This is a genomic window from Alicyclobacillus acidocaldarius subsp. acidocaldarius DSM 446, from assembly GCF_000024285.1.
Classification (GTDB): domain Bacteria; phylum Bacillota; class Bacilli; order Alicyclobacillales; family Alicyclobacillaceae; genus Alicyclobacillus; species Alicyclobacillus acidocaldarius.
Window position 1 is genome coordinate 2,043,311 of record NC_013205.1, and the last position, 17,176, is coordinate 2,060,486.

The window sequence follows — 17,176 nt, forward strand, 5'->3', positions numbered from 1 at the left end:
CCTATGCGCTTCCATCACTTCTTGTCCGGGTCCACTTCCCGGAAGTCCGCGTCCACCACCGTATCGGAAGCCTGGCCGGTAGTGCCCGTGGCGCCCGCCGCCCCAGCTTGCTGCCCTGCGCTCGCCGACTGGGCCGCCTGTTCGTAGAGCTTCGTCGACAACTTGTGCAGCGTCTCCTGCAGCGCCTGCGACTTCGCCTTGATGGCCTCGATGTCCGATCCGGCCATCGCGTCGCGCAGGTCCTTCTGCTTCGATTCGGCCTCGCTCTTCAGGGACACGTCGACTTTATCGCCGAGATCGCGGAGCAGCTTGTCGGTCTGATACAGGAGTTGGTCCGCCTGGTTGCGCACCTCCACCTGCTCACGCCGCTTCTTGTCCTCCTCGGCGTACATCTGCGCCTCCTTCATCATCCGCTCGACCTCTTCCTTGGACAGGCCGCTCGAAGCGGTGATGGTGATGCGCTGCGATTTGCCGGTGGCGAGATCCTTCGCCGACACGTGCACGATGCCGTTCGCGTCGATGTCGAAGGTGACCTCGATCTGCGGGACGCCGCGCGGCGCGGGCGGAATGTCGTTCAGCGTGAAGCGGCCAAGCGTTTTGTTGTCCGCGGCCATCTCGCGCTCGCCCTGCAGCACGTGAATTTCGACCGACGTCTGGTTGTCGGCCGCCGTTGTGAAGATCTGGCTCTTCGACGTCGGAATGGTCGTGTTGCGCGGGATGATCCGCGTGAACACGCCGCCCATCGTCTCAATGCCAAGCGAAAGCGGCGTGACGTCGAGCAGCACGATGTCCTTGACTTCGCCCGTCAAGACGCCCGCCTGAATCGCGGCGCCGATGGCGACGACCTCGTCCGGGTTCACGCCCTTCGACGGCTCCTTGCCGATGAGACGCTTGACCGCCTCCTGGACGGCCGGAATGCGCGTCGAACCGCCGACCAGGATGACCTTGTCGATGTCGGCCGGCGTGAGGCCCGCGTCCTGCAGCGCCTGGCGGGTCGGCCCCATCGTCGCCTCGACGAGATCGGCCGTCAACTCCTCGAACTTCGCCCGCGTGAGGTTGACCTCGAGGTGCTTCGGTCCCGTCGCGTCCGCCGAGATGAACGGCAGCGAGATGGTGGTCGTCAAGGTCGACGACAGCTCCTTCTTCGCCTTTTCCGCCGCGTCCTTCAGGCGCTGCATGGCCATCCGGTCGTTGGACAGGTCGATGCCGGTGTCCTTCTTGAAGAGGTCGATCAGGTACTGAATGATGCGGTTGTCGAAGTCGTCGCCGCCGAGGTGGTTGTTGCCGCTCGTCGCCTTGACCTCGAACACGCCATCGCCGAGCTCCAGGATGGACACGTCGAACGTGCCGCCGCCGAGATCGAACACGAGGATGGTCTGGTCTTCCTCCTTGTCCAACCCGTACGCGAGCGCGGCCGCAGTCGGCTCGTTGATGATGCGGAGCACCTCAAGGCCTGCGATCCGGCCCGCGTCGCGCGTCGCCTGGCGCTGGCTGTCGCTGAAATACGCAGGGACGGTGATGACCGCCTGCGTGACCGGTTCGCCGAGGAAAGCCTCCGCGTCCGCCTTCAGTTTCTGCAGAATCATCGCGGAGATCTCGGGCGGCGTGTACGACTTGCCGTCGATGGTCACCTTGTAGTCGGTGCCCATGTGGCGCTTGATGGAGATGATGGTCCTATCCGGATTCGTGATGGCCTGGCGCTTCGCGACGTCGCCCACGAGGCGCTCTCCGTCTTTCGTGAAGGCCACGACGGACGGCGTCGTCCGGTTGCCTTCGGCGTTTGGGATGACGACGGGCTCGCCGCCTTCCAACACCGCGACACAAGAGTTGGTGGTACCGAGGTCAATGCCGATGACTTTCCCCACTTCGCGTCCCTCCCCAGATCATGGACGGTGTTTGCAGTCTTTGACTTGGTGGTTTCTCGCGGCTCAGACGCTGACCTTCACCATGGCCGGGCGCAACACCTTGCCGTGCAGCAGATACCCCTTCTGCAGCACCTCAATCACGCGCCCAGGCTCCTGGCCTTCGACCTGCTCCTGCATGACCGCTTCATGTTGCGACGGATCGAACGGTGCGCCGACGGCGTCCATCTCGGTCACGCCATACTGATGCATCACTTGGATGAGCTGGCGGTGCACCATCTCGATCCCCTGCTTCATCTGCGGCTCATCCACGCCCTCGAGGGCCTGGATCGCGCGGTCAAAGTTGTCGAGGACGGGCAGCAAGTCGGCGAGCAGCTTCTTGGTCGCGAACTGAACGAGTTCCTCGCGCTCCTGGCGGGTGCGTCGGCGAAAATTGTCGAAATCCGCCCGCGTCCGCAGGAGTTGCTGCGTTAATTCTTCGATCTGCGCGTCGCGCGGATCAGGCTCCGAGGCGGACGCGCCCTCCTCCTCAGCCGAATCGCCGGCCTCGTACGAGAGATCCTCCTCCGCCATCTCAGCCGGATCGACGTCCTCCGAAGGCCGGGCGTCCCCTTCGGCATCCGCCTCCGCCGACTTCGCCGCCGCCTCTTCTTCGTTCGGATCCTTCACGACATCCTCCGCCACGAGCAACATCCTTTCTCCACTCGATCACCCGCTCGACGCAAACCGAGTCAAAAACTCCGTCAGCGCCTGCGAGGTGAACGAGAGAATTTGCATGACGCGATTGTAGTCCATGCGCGTGGGGCCCAACACTCCAATATGGCCCACCGGCACGCCACCCAAACGGTACGTGGTGGCAATGACCGTGCAGTCCTTCAACTCCACCACTGCGTTTTCCGCGCCGATGCGCACCTCAATCCCGTCCTCCGCCTTCGGGAACCAGTTCGAGATGGACTCGTTCTGTTCCAGCAGGCTGAGAATGGGTTGCGCCTTGCCGACGTCGTGAAACTCCGGCTGCGCCAGCATGTTGGAGGCGCCGCCGATATAGACGGCCTCCTCGCGCTCCGGCACTTGGCACACCTCATTCAAGACGGCGATGGCGTCCTCGAACCGCTCGACGGTCCGGCGCAATTCGCCAGCCAACTCCGCGTACAGCGTGCGCCGAAGCTCGGAGATGGGCACGCCGACCACCTTGTCGTTCAGCACGCGGACGAGCGTCTCGACGTCGTCTGCCTCCATCTCGGACGAAAATCGCACGTGCACGGTCTCCACGTGCCCGGAGTTGGTCACCAAGATGGCGATGGCGCGGCCGCCGCCGAGCGGGATGAGTTCGATTTTGCGCAACTTTTCGGTGTCCGTCTTCGGCCCGAGCACGATCACCGTCTGCTTCGTCAGCATGGAGAGCACGTTCGCCACCTCGCGGGCGACCTGCTCCACCTCGTCGATGCGCTTGGTGAACACGGATTTCAAAAACTCGCCCGTCTCGCGATCCATCTGTCCCAGGCGCAACAGGTTGTCGACATAGAACCGGTAGCCCTTCTGGGATGGAAAGCGTCCGGCCGAGGCGTGTGGCTGGGTTAAATAGCCCATTTCCTCCAGATCCGCCATCTCATTTCGGATGGTGGCTGGGCTATATTGAATCTCCTCATGTTTGGCGAGTGCCCGCGAACCGATGGGTTCCGCCATCCGGACGTAGTCCTCGATGATCGCGGACAAAATCAGTTGCTGTCGGGGCGTCAACATGGTCTCGCCTCCTTGTTAGCACTCCAGGCGCTCGAGTGCTAAACCGCTCTCCTTGACAATATCAATCTGGTTGCGCCTTGTCAATGGATGTCGGCCGCCCCAATCCACTGCTCAAAGATGGCGTTCGCGATGGGCCAATAGGCGTCCGGGATGCGGTACGCCGAGCCTCGCCGCTCCAGCAAGCCCTCGGCCAGGAGTCGCTCGACCACGCCCGGAAACACGTCCTCGATAGTCCGCCCAAATCGGCGCTCGAAGCGCTGCCTGTCCACGCCTTCCGCCAGGCGCAGCCCGAGGATCACCTGGTCTTCCGCGCGCTCGGCAACCGGCACGCGTTGCCGCGCGGACACGGGCCTTCGCCCCTCGCGCACGGCGGCCAGATAGGCGGAGAAGCGTCGCTCCATCGCGTACCGCTCGCCGCGGGCGTACCCGTGCGCGCCGACCCCACTCGCGCAATAGGGCTCGTTGCGCCAGTACACGAGGTTGTGCCGGGCCTCGCCGCCGGGCCTCGCGAAGTTGGAGATCTCGTAGTGGACAAATCCGGCGTCGCGCAGGACATCGCGCACGAGACGGTACATGTCGGCCTCCGCGTCTTCGCCGGGCAGGCTGAGCAGGCCCATCTCGTGCCACTTGGCGAACGGCGTGCCCGGTTCGATCTTGAGCCAGTACGCGGAGACGTGATCGACAGGAAGACGAAGGACCGCTTCGACGCTTTCCGCCACGTCGTGGAGGGTCTGATCTGGCAGCCCAAACATCAGATCGATATTCACGTGCGGAAAGCCGAGATCGCGTGCGGCCCAGACGGCTTCTTCGATCGCGTCGCGCAGATGCGCGCGGCCGATGGCCTGCAGCAGATGGTCTTGGAACGCCTGCGCGCCGAACGAGATGCGGTTGACGCCGTGATCGCGGAGCACGCGGAGCTTTTCCCGGGTGATGGAGTCCGGATTCGATTCGAACGTGATCTCGGCGTCCGCGCAAAACTCGAAGCGCTGCCGCATGGCGTCCAACAGCCGGTCGAGGAGTGAAGCGGAGAAGAGCGTCGGGGTGCCGCCGCCGAAGTAGGCTGTGGCGAGCGGGGCCTCCAAGGGCTCCATCAGGTCCCATTCCGCGACAAGCGCATCGACGTACGCCTCCATCGCGGCGGGCGACTTCACGAAGGTCGTGAAATCGCAGTAGAAACAGCGGCTCTTACAAAAAGGAATGTGCACGTACAAAGACTGAGGCGCGCGGTGCTCCTCCCGATCTTCCACAGACATCACTCCATCTTCAGCACGGCCATGAACGCCTCCTGAGGCACCTCGACGCGCCCGACCTGCTTCATCCGCTTCTTTCCTTCTTTCTGTTTCTCCAGGAGCTTCCGCTTGCGCGTGATGTCGCCGCCGTAACACTTGGCGAGCACGTTCTTTCGCATGGCGCGGATGGTCTCGCGCGCAATGACGCGGCTCCCGATGGCCGCCTGAATGGGCACCTCGAACAGCTGGCGCGGGATGATCTCCTTCAGTTTCTCGCAGACGATCCGGCCGCGCTCGTACGCCTTGTCCTTGTGCACGATGAAGGACAGCGCATCGACCGCTTCGCCGTTCAGAAGGATGTCGAGCTTCACCAAGTTGGACGGCCGGTAGCCGATGAACTCGTAATCGAGCGACGCATACCCCTTCGTCGACGACTTCAGCCGATCGAAGAAATCGTACACGATCTCGGCGAGCGGCAGATCGTACACGATGGTCGTGCGCGTGTCGTCGAGATATTGCATGTCCTGGAACTGGCCGCGCTTCTCCTGGCATAACTCCATGATGTTGCCCACGTACTCCTTCGGCGCGAAGATGGTGGCACGCACGAACGGCTCCTCGATCCGCTCGATCCGATCTGGGCTTGGCATCTTGCTCGGATTGTCGATTTCCTCCATGGTCCCGTCTGTCCGATACACGCGATACACCACGCTCGGCGCCGTCGTGATGAGCGTCAACCCGTACTCGCGCTCCAGCCGTTCTTGCACGATCTCCATGTGCAGCATGCCGAGAAATCCGCAGCGAAAGCCGAACCCCAGCGCGCTGGACGTCTCCGGCTCGTACGTCAACGCGGCGTCGTTCAGCTCCAGCTTCTCGAGCGCTTCGCGCAGATCCTCGTAATCCGCGGAGTCCACGGGATACAAGCCGCAGAACACCATCGGGTTGATCTTGCGGTAACCGGGCAGCGGTTCGGCCGCCGGGCGGAGGGCATCCGTGACCGTGTCGCCGACGCGCGTGTCGCGCACGTTCTTGATGCTCGCCGCAAAGTACCCGACTTCGCCGGCCTCCAGCCGGTCGACCGGCGTCATCTTCGGGCGGAACACGCCCACCTCGTCGACCTCGAACTCCTTGTCCGTCGACATCATCTTGATCCGCATGCCCTTTTGGATGGCGCCATCGAACACGCGGATATACACGATCACGCCGCGATACGAGTCGTAATGGGAGTCGAAGATGAGCGCCTTCAAGGGCGCGTCGGGATCGCCCGACGGAGCCGGGATCCGGGTGACCACCCGCTCGAGCACTTCCTCGATGCCGATGCCCGCCTTCGCCGAGGCCAAGACCGCGTCCGACGCGTCGAGGCCGATGACGTCCTCAATCTGCTGCTTCACCCGCTCCGGGTCGGCGCTCGGCAGATCGATCTTGTTGATGACCGGGATGATCTCCAGGTTGTTGTCAATCGCGAGGTACACGTTCGCGAGCGTTTGCGCCTCCACGCCCTGAGACGCGTCGACGACGAGCAACGCCCCCTCGCACGCCGCGAGCGAGCGAGAGACCTCATAGGTGAAGTCGACGTGGCCCGGCGTGTCAATCAGGTTCAGGACGTACTCCTGCCCGTCCTTTGCGCGGTAGTTCAGCCTCACGGCCTGCAGCTTGATGGTGATCCCCCGCTCCCGCTCGAGGTCCAGCTGGTCGAGCAGCTGATCCTGCATCTCGCGCGGGCTGACCGCCCCCGTGAACTCCAAAATGCGATCCGCCAGCGTGGATTTGCCGTGATCGATATGTGCGATGATGGAAAAGTTCCGAATATGCTCCTGACGTTCGCCCTTTGCCACGTTCATCCTCCTCGGTGCGCCGCGCGCCCGTCCGCACGATGCAGGCCGCCATGCACAAAAGAAACCGCGCCCGGTGCGCGGCCTGCCGATGTCATATGGATCAGTATAGCACGGGCCGCGGCGACTCGCCACGCCCGCCCCTGTCGTGAGGGATTTCAATGAGAATGAGAGTGCGTGTGCCCGTCTCCGGAGACAAATGCGCCGATGGACTCCCAACCTTCCTTTACGACAAAATACAGGATGCCGCAGGCCGCGAGGGGATCGACCCACCACCAGTGAAACAGGTCGTTCATGGCCAGCCCTGCGAGCAACGTCCAGGACATGTAACCGCAGGTGAACGAGCACATGGCGTCTCCGCACAGTGCGGGGCTGTCGAGGAGTTGGCCGTAGCGAAGCTTCTCCACCGCGAGCCAAGGCGTGACCACGCTCGAAGCGAGTGCTACGGCGAGCCCAAGCCAGGTGACAGAGGGACCTTCCTGCAGGCGAATGGCCTGGCCGGATTTCACGGCCACATACGCGGCGAGCGCGAACAGACACACGGCGACAAACCCGCTTGTCCACCGCTCTACAGGATGTCGCCGATCCACGCTCGCGCCGGTGTGGATCTCCACGTACAGCCGAACCACAAGGAGCATCGCGCTCACCAATTCGATGGCGCTGTCGACGCTGAACGCGGACAGCGCCAAGCTGCCGGCGCGATAGGCCGCGATGGCGGAAAACACGGCTTCGCAGGTGATCCAGCCCACCGAGAACAGTTCCAGTTCCAACGCGCCGCGCAGGCGCTTCTCGCGCAGAGATTGCATCGCGACCTCCGGTCAATTCGTATTGAGAAAGAGCGCATTGAGCACGCTCTTCAGCACGGAGCCGAACACGTGGCTGACCTTCTCCCCCACGTACACGCCGCCGGTGTCCATCGCGGCCGCCAGCGCGCTGTTCGCGGCGTCCTCGGGATCGGGTGACGGCCCATTGCCCGACGCCACCCCCGCAGGCGCGGGATTCGAGTACTCGAGCACGGGTGCCTGGGGCGAACCCACGTTGGGCGATGGGAACGCGCCCGAGTCGAATCCGGTGCCCAACCCGACCGTTCCGGCCGTCGTCGTCGATCCACTCGGCGCCCCCACCGATGAAACGCCTGTACCGAGATGGCTCATGAACGAGGACACCACGCTGAATACGGTGCCACTCGCACCCAGAAGTAGAGTCAGGAAGATGGCGACGGCTAATCCCTGCTTCAGCCGCCGACGCGCGTGCTGCCATGTCGTCTTCATCTGCGCTTCCTTCCTTCGCGTAGAGTTTCTGTCCTCTACAGCCTACGCCCATTTGTCCAAACTTATGACTCGGGTAGAGACGTGAGAGGCAGGAACCAGAGGCTCGGATCGCGAATCGTTGGTGCATGCGACATGCAACGCGCGCTTGCGCCGAAAGACAGGAATGACGGAGAGGGGGTGTTTCTCGTTGAGCGGAGACCTGGTGGTGTGGCCCATGTCCGCAAGCGGCGTCGCCTATGCGTCCACGCCGAGCCCGGGACCAAGCGGCCCGCCCGACGCGGAGCAATCGTTCGCCGATGCCCTTGCCCTGTACGCCAACGCGCTTGGTGCCGAATGGCCAAACGCGGTCACCGCCCAAGCCGCGCAGCCGGAGGCAGCGGCCATGCCAAACACGGCGACCGATGACGGAGCGTGGCCCAACTGGGGGACGGCACTTTCTCCCGCCCCTGCCGAAACCGAGCAGAACGGTTCGCTCGAGGCGCTCATTCGCCAGGCGGCGGACAAATACGGCCTGCCGCCGGCCTTGCTCCAGGCCGTGATCGAACAGGAGTCGGGGAGCAACCCGAACGCCACCTCCCCCGCGGGCGCGATGGGCCTGATGCAGCTCATGCCCGCGACGGCGGCGGCGTATGGCGCCACGCAGCCATACAATCCGGCCGAGAACATCGACGCGGGCGCCCATTACCTCGCCGACCTTTTGGCGCGGTATCAGGGCAATGTCGCGCTGGCGCTCGCCGCGTACAACGCGGGCCCGGGAGCGGTGGACGCATACGGCGGCGTGCCCCCGTATCCCGAGACCCAGGCCTACGTGCGCGCCGTCCTCGCAAAGGCCGACCTGTGAGCCTCAGTGCGTCACCAGGTCGGCGTCTTCGAGCGTCATCGCGGGATGAAGCGCCACGTTCATGCTCTTGGCGATCAGGTAGGCGACGTTCTCCATGAACTCGTCGACTTCCTTCGGCGCGACGACGAGGTTCTGCTCGATGGGCTCCAGCACTTCCCGCACCAACTGCCACTTCTCCTGGCCTGTCAGCTGATCCAGCAGACGATTGGCGGCATTGCCCGGCACCTGCCGCCCGAGCTCACGAAACACCAGCTCGATGGCGTCGCTCGCGATGGTGGCGGCGTCCACGACCGTCGGCACGCCGATGGCAATCACAGGTACGCCCAGCGTCTCTTTGTCGATGGCCTTCCGGTGATTGCCCACGCCGGCGCCCGGCTGAATCCCCACGTCGGAAAGCTGAATGGTTCGGTGCAGGCGCTCGAGCGATCGCGCCGCCAGGGCGTCGACGGCCAGCACCACGTCGGGCTTGATGCGCTCCACCACGCCAAGAACCACCTCGCTCGTCTCGATGCCGGTCAGCCCAAGCACGCCGGGTGCGAGCGCCGCGATGGATCGGTAGCCCTCACCGTCGCCGAGCACCTCGGGCATATAACTGAACAGGTGGCGCGTGACAAACAGCCGGTTCACGACCATGGGGCCCAGTGCGTCGGCTGTCACGTGTTCGTTCCCGAGGCCAATGACGAGCGCCGTCTCCGCTCGCTCAGGCAGAAGGCGCTTCAATTCGTCGGCCAAGATGCGCGTCAGCCTGTCCTCGAGGTCGAAGTCGCGGCGGCGCATGCCGGGCGCCTCGATGGTGACATAGGTGCCCTTCCGCTTCCCTAGGCGCCTCGCGGCGACCTGCGTCGAGACGCGAACCCGCGTGATCACCACGCCCTCATGCTCTTCCCGCTCCTCTTCCACCCCTCGAATGTGGCCTTCCCGAAGCGCCAGTTCTCGCGCCTCCACGGCGAGATCCGTGCGAGGAGACGATCTCGAGATCGGCAAGTGGCACGGCTTCAGGCGCACCCTCCGCGCCGCGTTCCATGAAATGACCATTGGTCGCCCTCCCCATGTGTTGCGGTAGTCCCCCAGGATGTGTTACACTCTCTGTCGTCTGTAGATTGCCGCCCGGCCCGGTTTCCATGCCGATGCGTCGGCGAGTTGTGAGAAGCGAGGTGACATCATGGCCAACATCAAATCCGCAAAGAAGCGGGTGTTGATCACAAAGCGCAACACGCTGCGCAACCGCTCCATCAAGTCGGCGCTGCGCACGCATATCCGCAAGTTCGAAGCGGCGTTCGCGGCGCAGGACGTGGAAGAGGCGCAGGCCCGGCTCCGCACGGCGCTGCGCGCTTTGGACAAAGCGGTGACCAAGGGCGTGATCCACCGCAACACCGCCGCGCGCAAAAAGTCCCGCCTCGCGAAGCGATTCAACGCGTTGCTGAACGAAAAGCAGGCGCAGCAGGCGTAACTGCGCGCCGACCTCAAAGGCGACTCTCGGGAGTCGCTTTTTGTTTTTGCATCAGCCGTTCCACATGGCTATGGGCGAGATCGCGCTTCGCCAGTGCCACCAGCTTGGCGACCATGGGACCGCCCAGATGACCCCCAATCTCCCCGGCCTCCTTGGCCGTGATCCCGCCATTTTCTCCCCCATCGGTATAGGCCACGCCCAGCCGATCCGCCACGAGCTTGGCGGCGGACGGCTTTTCGGGCGCTGTCCACGGCACCTGACGGAGCGTTCCGTCCGGGCCGATCACGTTCACCGTGGGCACACCTCTGTCGTTCAACCGAATCGCCTCCCTGAACCTCTATGCAGGTCTTTTCCGCTACTGTGCCCGGTTGCGCGGCGTCGTACTCGCCGCGTGTGCGAGTTCCATGAGCACGAGATTCAACGCCACCTCGGGTGCCAAGCGCCCGCGCTTCACGTCCCACTCCGCATCCGCGAGCACGCGCACGAGTCTCGCAAGCTTACGCTCCGGAAAGCGCGCGGACTGTCGAGCGGCCGTGCGCAGGGCGTATGGGTGGACGCCAAGCTCTTTCGCTCGCTGTTCCAAGTTGGCAGCTCCCTTCGCGAAGGCCATCAGCCGAACCTGACGCGCCAAGAGGGCGATGAGCGAGAACGCGTCGTATCCTTGGCGCGCAAGCCCATCTAATGCCTCGAAGACGGAGGCGACCTGGCCCTGAACCGCCCAATCGATCCACGTGAACACGCTGTCCTCGGCCTGCATCGGCACCAGTTCCAGGACGTGATCGCGCGTAATCGGGCCCCCGCCTGCGTATGCCCGAAGCTTGTCGAACTCGTTCATGGCGAGTGTCAGCGACTGCGTGCGACGCCACAATTCCGCCAGCGCGTCCTTGTCGATGACGACCGCCTTCGATCGCGCCAGGCGCTCGAGCCTCACCATCGCGTCGCGATCGCGACTGGGCACAGGGCACGCAATCACTGCGTGGCGCTTCGCAAGCTTTGTCACGCGGCGCCGCTCGTCCAATTTGTCGGATGGAACCGAAAGCACGAGCGTTCGACCTGAAACCGGCTGTTCGAGATAGGCTGCCAAGCGATCCGCGTCCGGGCCGGATCGGCCCTCGGGCGTGAACGCTGTCGCGTTGCGAACGTACACGAGGGGCCTGTCTCCCAGAAGCGAGTAGGAGCACAACTCCATCTCGGCCGGCTCAAAGCCGTCCTCCTGGTAGTCGAAGCGGAGCATGGAGGAAACCTGATGATTTCGGATCAATTCGTCGCAAAACCAGTCAAACAGCCCGATTTCGCTCCCGTACAGGAGGTATACCGAGGCTAGGCCTGCCTGCGTCACGTGATCGACCGCGTCAAAGATGTCCAAACGAAATGCGCCTCCCGGATCGAGTATACCCGATCCGAGAGGCGCGACAGGATGTTGGGTTTCAGATGCGCACGACTTCCTTCGCGTGATTGCCGGCAAGGCGCAGGCCGCCCAACTCCCAAAGGTATTTGGCCTTGCTCCCTTCCTTCGCCAACGCGCCCATGACGCCCTTGATGGGCACGCCGAGGAAGCTGCCGACGCCCACCTCCGACCCGAGCGAGCAGAGGGTGCCCCAATCGCGCGGTTTGAAGGGCTGCATCTCGCGGCGCCGCTCCCGCAACAGGATGTTCTTCGCCGCAAGCGGACCCATCTGCTCCGCGTTCTGCGCGGTCGGCGGATAGGGTCTGCCGTTTTCGTCCTCCGCCCACGCGCTGTCCCCTGCGACGAAGATCTGCTCGTCATCGACCGATTGCAGATACGCGTTGACCTTGGCGCGGCCGCGGCGGTCCACCGTGAACCCGGCCTCGCTCAGGATGGGGTTGGCGCGCACGCCGCCGGTCCACACGATGGTCCCGGCCTCGACCTTTTCCCCACCGTCGAGGTGAATGACGCCCTCCGTGACCTCGTTGATTTTGGCATTGGTGCGGAGTTTGCCCCCGCGCTTCGTGATGGTTTCGACGACATACGGCCGCAGGTGCTCCGCGACCATCGGGAGGATGGTCGGCATCGCCTCAATGCACTGAACGTCGACCTTCTCCCACGGGATGTCCAATTCCCTGCAGAGCTTCGGGAGATACTCCAACAGCTCTCCCATCAGCTCGATGCCCGTAAGCCCTGCGCCGCCGAGCGCAATCCGCAGGTGGCGCTCGTCGCCGTCCTGTTTGTAAAGCCTGAACTGCTCGTCGATGTGGCGGCGAATCTCCACCGCGGAATCGAGATTGGTGATGCTCAGGCTGTACTCCTTCAGGCCCTTGATCCCGAAGTACTCCGAGACCCACCCCAGCGCGTAGATCAGGTAATCGTACCCAATGTCGCCCTCGGTCGTCTTCAGCACGCGCCGCTCCCGATCAATCCCGGTGACAGTCGCCACCACGAGCTCGGACGAGTCATTCCTCAGGACTTCCTTGATGGGGATCTTGTATTTGTCGCCGACGTCCCGCCCGCCGGCCACCTCGTGCAACAGAATCGTTAGATAGTGGTAATCATGGTTGTTGACGAGCGTGAACGGGATCCCCTGCCTGTCCAGATAGGCCGCCGCCATCATGCCTGCGTAGCCCGCGCCAGCAATCACAATTTTGCTCATGTGCGTCCTCTCCAGTTCCCAGTTTGCTTCGTCTTTCTTTTCATGTCCGATCGCGCCATGCCGGACCGAACACTTCCATCGCACAATCATAGCACAACGGTGGTCGAAGTCCACTCATCCGCGCCTCTGCGGGACGCGGGCGTGTGCAACAGCGACAAGACCGAGCACGAGCGCGCATGCACCCGCGAACGGCACGGGCGCGAGCGAACGTAGACTGCCGTGCCAGGAGGCGACAAGATGGACAAACCACAAGACGGCGGACATCGCGGCACCGCCGACGCGACTCATCCCTTCGGCGCACCACGCGATAGGAGGCCACGGCCAGGCGTGGGCGACGCCCGCCATGAGGCTCCACAGGACGATGACAGGCATCAGCACCTCGACGGTCGGCTCGAGGATGGCGGTGGAAAGCGCCCCGTACGGGGTCCACTGCCGAAACATCCACCACAGTACGGGCACCATGTAGGCATCCACGACGGCCGTGAGGATGAACGCCCGGGCGAGCGAGGCCCCCACTCGCCGCACCCAATGGGCCACGGACGCGCGCGCTTCCTCTGCGCGTGCCCACCGCCCCGAGCAGGTTCGATGCCATAGTGCGTCCGCCTCACAGACCGCGAAGGCGGCGTAAAACGACAGCAGCATGCTCGGTGTCAAAAGGTCTGCCGGGTCCAGCACGCCCGCCATGCACGCGGACGACCATAAGACCGTGTAGCCGGGCACCCGCCGCCCACACATCCCTGCCGCGATGGAATACGTGGCCCCGCACGCGGCACGAAAGACCGCAAGTTGAAAGCCGCACACAAGCGCGAATCCCCAGACCACGCAGAGGGCATAGGCACCGTACACGAGGCGCCTTTGGCGTGAACATGCGCGTCCAAACAAGTGCTGCCACGGAATGGCGGCCATGTCGAGCGCGAAACCGACGTTGGATCCACTGGCGACGAGCAGATGCGTCACGCCGGCGGCCAGGAAGTCCGAAGAGACGCCCTGCGGCAAACTGCCCTGCGCGTCTCCAAAGACCATGGACAACGCAAGATGGATGGGCTCGCGCTCGTCGGCAGGGGAAACATCCTCCATGCCCGATGCCATCCAGGAGGTCACGCGTTCGCCGAAGCTTGGCGCGCGATGGAGCACCCGTATCCGCCCGTCGAAGAGCTCCAACGGCGACAGGATGTCCATCGCCGTTGGCGCCCGATCCGACGCGACGAACGCGCCGTCCGCCTCCACCCATTGCCCCGCGTCGACACGCGGCCCGCGTTCGACGAACACGAGCGCCTGATAGTGACACGGATGGGCGCCTTCTCCCTCGCGACGCACCGCCAGGATGATCTCCGTGCGGCGATGCGTCACCTTGACGCTTTGCACTTCCCCTGCGATCACGTCTCTCGCGCCGGGCGGCGCGGATGGGTGCGCGGGCTGCCGCGCGGCCCAGACGGTCCCCACGACGATGCCACACGCGAGGCTCGCGGCGGTGACAAGGAGCGAACGGCGGTCCCGGTACCAGACGAGACACCCGACCGCCAACCCCGCCACCGCCGCCGCGGCGCCCACCGCGCGCCACCCCCAGACGTATCTCGACCACTCGCCGGCGAGAAACGCGACGATGGCGCACGCGTGGAGGCGAGTGCGGGTCACGGCGCTTGACGGCCCGCGCTCGATGCGTCGCCAGGTGCCCCGAACGTGATGAGATCCTTCCACTTGGCCAAGGTTTTCTCGCCGATCCCCTTCACGTGACGAAGGCTTTCAAGGTCACGAAACGGGCCATGCGCTTGGCGATAGGCGAGAATAGCCGCTGCGCGCTTGGGACCGACGCCAGGCAGCGTCTCGAGCGTCTCCAGATCCGCGGTGTTGATGTTGATCTTCTGCCCCGCCGTGAGGGCGTGTTTGCGCGCGCGACCTCCCGTGCCGTCCCGCGACGTCGTGCTCACCTCGTGCCCCGAGGGGCTCGCCGCGGCAAGCGCCAGGCCCACGTCCTGCACGCCCGACTGCGGCTGGGACGCCGCGTCCACCGCTGTGGCCGCGGGAATGTCAATCTCTTCGCCGTCCCAGACCAGCGCCGCCTGATTCACGTCCGCGGCATCCGCGGCATGCAGAAAGCCACCCGCGGCGCGTATGGCGTCGCGGACTCGCGCGCCCTCCTGCAGCGTGACGAGGCCAGGATGCCGCACGTCTCCATGTACATCCACCTGCAACGTCGTCGTGTTCGCGGCTTCAGCGTCCGTCCCCTGCACGACCGCGCTCTGGGTTTCCGACGTCGACGGAGCCGAATGCAACGCAGAGCTGCTCATCGTCACCTGCCGGGACGCGAACCATGCCGCGCCAGCGGCCAACCCAACGAGCAGAACCATGCGCAGATAGCGCGCCGAGGAACGCAGCCGAGCGAAGAACGACGCGCGACCCTCGTGACGGCCGATTGCCTCCGTCTCCATGGATTCGCCCGTCCACACGGGCAAGTGACCTTCATCTTCAGCCAATCCCCATCCCGCGTCGTCTTCGCCCCAGAACGCTTCTCGCCGCGGTTCCGCGGCATCCTTCACTCGGTGCTCGCCTCCCATTTCACGCACGGAACTCGCCACCGTGCATCCCTCCCCACGGACATCCATGCCCCAGAGATTCGCTGCTCGGATGGCGAACACCTGTTTGCTAGAGGATCAGTTCCTCTCGACTTCGGAGAGATCGGTGGAATTCGCAGCGGACGTTGAATATGTTGCCTGAGAAGGGGCGTTGCCGAGCCTTTCCGGGGTCGTGTACAATCGAGGCATCGGTATGGGGAGGTTGAACGCGTTGCTCACACCCAGCATGGAGGACTACCTGGAGAAGATTTATGAACTCATTCACGAAAAGGGGTATGCGCGCGTTTCGGACATCGCCAACTCCCTGGCCGTACAGCCGAGTTCCGTCACAAAGATGCTGCAGAAGCTCGACGAAAACGAGTACGTGAGTTATGAGAAGTACCGGGGAATTGTGCTCACTGCGAGAGGACATAAGATGGGGCGGCTGATGAAAGAGCGGCACGCCATGTTGGCGGATTTTCTGCGCATGCTCGGCGTCCAGGAGGACACGCTGCAGAAGGACGTCGAGGGCATCGAACACCACGTGAGCCCCGCCACCCTGGAGGCACTGCAGTCGCTCGTGCTGTTCCTGCAGTCCCATCCCGACGTTTTGTCCTCGTTCCTCGCGTTTCGAGAGCAGTCGAGCGAGCGGTCGTCGCCGTGAGCCAATGGGCGATGGCGGACCGTCACCGCCGTTCCAGCATCCACACGACGCGATCCGCCTGGTCCACCGGGCATTCCCCGAAGTCGCCCTGAGCCTCCACGACCTCCCACCCCGTCCGGTCGAACAGGTCGGCGAGCGTTGCCGCATCCCAGTACCGCTGCACGTGCTCCTCGTCAAACCGGCGATAGAGCTCTCCATCTTCTTCGATCCCGACAAATCCGCACACGCGATGGACAATCGTCTCGCCTTCGACCTCGGTCTCGTGCACGATGACGAGATGATTGCGCACGTCGTGCCAAGCGCCGTCGCGAAGCTGTTGTAGCCGACGCGGGCCGAGGGTGTCGAGCGCCCACCTTCCTCCCGGGCGCACGCATGCCCGAACGCGCTGGAGCGCGCGTTCCAACTCGTCGCGCGTCAAGAGGTAGTTCAACACGTCGGTCGACGCGAGCGCGAAATCCGCGGCCTCGGGAAGGGCGAGATCGCACAGATCCGATTCCAACCAACGCACGTTCGACAGGTGGCCCCAGGTGTCAAACGCGACGGCCAGCATCTCCGGCGACCGGTCCACGGCGTAGACGCGCTCGGCGCGCTCCGCAAGCCATGCGGCCATCCTGCCCGTGCCGCAGCCGAGATCCACCGCCACGCGAACGGAGGAGAGATGTGGGGCGAGCGCTTGCCGCCATGCGTCGTAGAGCGCATCGCCCATCAACTCGTCATAAAACGCAGCGAGATCTTCGTACGCCATCGTCAGTTGGCCTCGATGGGAATCCACTCGGCGTCGCCCCACAGGCGCTCGAGGTGATAAAACTCCCGCTCCTCAGGCCGAAACACGTGCACCACCACGTCGCCAAAGTCGAGCAAGACCCAGCGCGCCTCGTCCAGCCCCTCGATGCCGCGGCAGGTGACGCCGAGTTCGGCAAGATCGTCCCGCACCGCCCGGGCCACCGCCTCCACCTGCGGGCGCGAGCTCGCGGAACAAATCACGAAGTAGTCCGCCAAGGGCGTCAGTTCCTGGACGTTCATCACCACGACGTCGGTGGCCTTCTTGTCCAAGCAGGCCGTCGCAGCTCGGCGAGCGATTTGCTCGACGTTTGGATTCATGCACATGCCTCCCTCGGATAGAGCG

General features: G+C 64.2%; 18 protein-coding genes. 3 read left to right on the forward strand and 15 right to left on the reverse strand.

The window, feature by feature from the left end; translation table 11 throughout:
• Positions 1-14: 14 nt before the first annotated feature.
• The 7 genes from dnaK to AACI_RS09890 all read right to left on the reverse strand — a co-directional run bounded on the left by dnaK (position 15) and on the right by AACI_RS09890 (position 7,934).
• A complete protein-coding gene (dnaK, locus tag AACI_RS09860) occupies positions 15-1,865 on the reverse strand; it encodes a molecular chaperone DnaK (RefSeq protein ID WP_012811281.1) in 1,851 nt (616 codons plus the stop codon).
• Positions 1,866-1,928: 63 nt separating this feature from the next.
• Positions 1,929-2,555, reverse strand: coding sequence for a nucleotide exchange factor GrpE (grpE, locus tag AACI_RS09865; RefSeq protein ID WP_012811282.1), 627 nt, complete (start codon positions 2,553-2,555; stop codon positions 1,929-1,931).
• Positions 2,556-2,570: 15 nt separating this feature from the next.
• The gene (gene hrcA / locus AACI_RS09870) at positions 2,571-3,605 is read right to left on the reverse strand and encodes a heat-inducible transcriptional repressor HrcA (RefSeq protein ID WP_012811283.1); all 1,035 of its coding nucleotides are present in this window, start codon (positions 3,603-3,605) and stop codon (positions 2,571-2,573) included.
• Positions 3,606-3,685: 80 nt separating this feature from the next.
• Positions 3,686-4,858, reverse strand: a complete 1,173-nt coding sequence (gene hemW, locus AACI_RS09875; protein ID WP_245530536.1) for a radical SAM family heme chaperone HemW — start codon at positions 4,856-4,858, stop codon at positions 3,686-3,688.
• Positions 4,858-6,672: a translation elongation factor 4 gene (gene lepA / locus AACI_RS09880; RefSeq protein ID WP_041707502.1), complete on the reverse strand. Its 1,815-nt coding sequence runs from the start codon at positions 6,670-6,672 to the stop codon at positions 4,858-4,860. Before lepA ends, hemW begins: the two co-directional genes overlap by 1 nt.
• Before the next feature lie 149 nt (positions 6,673-6,821).
• Complete coding sequence (locus AACI_RS09885) at positions 6,822-7,469, reverse strand: cation transporter (RefSeq protein ID WP_012811286.1); 648 nt, start codon at positions 7,467-7,469, stop codon at positions 6,822-6,824.
• A 12-nt stretch (positions 7,470-7,481) separates the two neighbouring features.
• Entirely contained in the window at positions 7,482-7,934 is a 453-nt protein-coding gene (locus tag AACI_RS09890) for a hypothetical protein (protein ID WP_012811287.1), read from the reverse strand.
• A 187-nt stretch (positions 7,935-8,121) separates the two neighbouring features.
• Between AACI_RS09890 and AACI_RS09895 the strand changes: the two genes are divergently transcribed.
• Positions 8,122-8,775, forward strand: coding sequence for a lytic transglycosylase domain-containing protein (locus tag AACI_RS09895; RefSeq protein ID WP_012811288.1), 654 nt, complete (start codon positions 8,122-8,124; stop codon positions 8,773-8,775).
• A 3-nt stretch (positions 8,776-8,778) separates the two neighbouring features.
• On the opposite strand, the gene gpr is transcribed toward AACI_RS09895, so the two are convergent.
• Positions 8,779-9,810, reverse strand: coding sequence for a GPR endopeptidase (gpr, locus tag AACI_RS09900; RefSeq protein WP_012811289.1), 1,032 nt, complete (start codon positions 9,808-9,810; stop codon positions 8,779-8,781).
• 127 nt (positions 9,811-9,937) lie between these two features.
• On the opposite strand from gpr, the gene rpsT reads away from it, so the two are divergent.
• On the forward strand, positions 9,938-10,225 hold the full coding sequence (gene rpsT / locus AACI_RS09905) for a 30S ribosomal protein S20 (protein WP_008337166.1): 288 nt from the start codon (positions 9,938-9,940) through the stop codon (positions 10,223-10,225).
• A 13-nt stretch (positions 10,226-10,238) separates the two neighbouring features.
• Here the strand turns inward: rpsT and AACI_RS09910 are convergent, their stop codons facing one another.
• From AACI_RS09910 to AACI_RS09930, 5 genes are all read right to left on the reverse strand, one after another.
• Complete coding sequence (locus AACI_RS09910) at positions 10,239-10,541, reverse strand: small, acid-soluble spore protein, alpha/beta type (RefSeq protein ID WP_012811290.1); 303 nt, start codon at positions 10,539-10,541, stop codon at positions 10,239-10,241.
• Positions 10,542-10,580: 39 nt separating this feature from the next.
• Positions 10,581-11,591, reverse strand: coding sequence for a DNA polymerase III subunit delta (gene holA / locus AACI_RS09915; protein ID WP_012811291.1), 1,011 nt, complete (start codon positions 11,589-11,591; stop codon positions 10,581-10,583).
• A gap of 61 nt (positions 11,592-11,652) precedes the next feature.
• Positions 11,653-12,834 carry an NAD(P)/FAD-dependent oxidoreductase gene (locus AACI_RS09920; protein ID WP_245530538.1) on the reverse strand — a complete coding sequence of 394 codons (1,182 nt, stop codon included), beginning with the start codon at positions 12,832-12,834 and terminating at the stop codon, positions 11,653-11,655.
• Positions 12,835-12,948: 114 nt separating this feature from the next.
• On the reverse strand, positions 12,949-14,469 hold the full coding sequence (locus AACI_RS09925; RefSeq protein ID WP_012811293.1) for a ComEC/Rec2 family competence protein: 1,521 nt from the start codon (positions 14,467-14,469) through the stop codon (positions 12,949-12,951).
• Positions 14,466-15,410, reverse strand: a complete 945-nt coding sequence (locus AACI_RS09930) for a ComEA family DNA-binding protein (protein WP_148213779.1) — start codon at positions 15,408-15,410, stop codon at positions 14,466-14,468. The genes AACI_RS09925 and AACI_RS09930 overlap by 4 nt, the downstream gene beginning before the upstream one ends.
• A gap of 190 nt (positions 15,411-15,600) precedes the next feature.
• On the opposite strand from AACI_RS09930, the gene mntR reads away from it, so the two are divergent.
• Positions 15,601-16,050 (forward strand): transcriptional regulator MntR, encoded by a 450-nt coding sequence (gene mntR, locus AACI_RS09935; RefSeq protein ID WP_245530540.1) that lies wholly within the window; start codon positions 15,601-15,603, stop codon positions 16,048-16,050.
• A 22-nt stretch (positions 16,051-16,072) separates the two neighbouring features.
• Here the strand turns inward: mntR and AACI_RS09940 are convergent, their stop codons facing one another.
• Both AACI_RS09940 and rsfS read right to left on the reverse strand, forming a co-directional pair.
• Positions 16,073-16,795: a class I SAM-dependent DNA methyltransferase gene (locus AACI_RS09940; protein WP_012811296.1), complete on the reverse strand. Its 723-nt coding sequence runs from the start codon at positions 16,793-16,795 to the stop codon at positions 16,073-16,075.
• Positions 16,796-16,797: 2 nt separating this feature from the next.
• On the reverse strand, positions 16,798-17,151 hold the full coding sequence (gene rsfS, locus AACI_RS09945; protein ID WP_012811297.1) for a ribosome silencing factor: 354 nt from the start codon (positions 17,149-17,151) through the stop codon (positions 16,798-16,800).
• Positions 17,152-17,176 lie beyond the last annotated feature (25 nt).

Bases quoted from the DNA above. Each gene is read 5' to 3' on its own strand.
- grpE (WP_012811282.1), bottom strand. From the start codon at position 2,555: ATGTTGCTCGTGGCGGAGGATGTCGTGAAGGATCCGAACGAAGAAGAG.
- hrcA (WP_012811283.1), bottom strand. From the start codon at position 3,605: ATGTTGACGCCCCGACAGCAACTGATTTTGTCCGCGATCATCGAGGAC.
- hemW (WP_245530536.1), bottom strand. From the start codon at position 4,858: ATGTCTGTGGAAGATCGGGAGGAGCACCGCGCGCCTCAGTCTTTGTAC.
- lepA (WP_041707502.1), bottom strand. From the start codon at position 6,672: ATGAACGTGGCAAAGGGCGAACGTCAGGAGCATATTCGGAACTTTTCC.
- AACI_RS09885 (WP_012811286.1), bottom strand. From the start codon at position 7,469: ATGCAATCTCTGCGCGAGAAGCGCCTGCGCGGCGCGTTGGAACTGGAA.
- AACI_RS09890 (WP_012811287.1), bottom strand. From the start codon at position 7,934: ATGAAGACGACATGGCAGCACGCGCGTCGGCGGCTGAAGCAGGGATTA.
- gpr (WP_012811289.1), bottom strand. From the start codon at position 9,810: ATGGTCATTTCATGGAACGCGGCGCGGAGGGTGCGCCTGAAGCCGTGC.
- rpsT (WP_008337166.1), top strand. From the start codon at position 9,938: ATGGCCAACATCAAATCCGCAAAGAAGCGGGTGTTGATCACAAAGCGC.
- AACI_RS09920 (WP_245530538.1), bottom strand. From the start codon at position 12,834: ATGAGCAAAATTGTGATTGCTGGCGCGGGCTACGCAGGCATGATGGCG.
- mntR (WP_245530540.1), top strand. From the start codon at position 15,601: ATGGGGAGGTTGAACGCGTTGCTCACACCCAGCATGGAGGACTACCTG.
- AACI_RS09940 (WP_012811296.1), bottom strand. From the start codon at position 16,795: ATGGCGTACGAAGATCTCGCTGCGTTTTATGACGAGTTGATGGGCGAT.
- rsfS (WP_012811297.1), bottom strand. From the start codon at position 17,151: ATGAATCCAAACGTCGAGCAAATCGCTCGCCGAGCTGCGACGGCCTGC.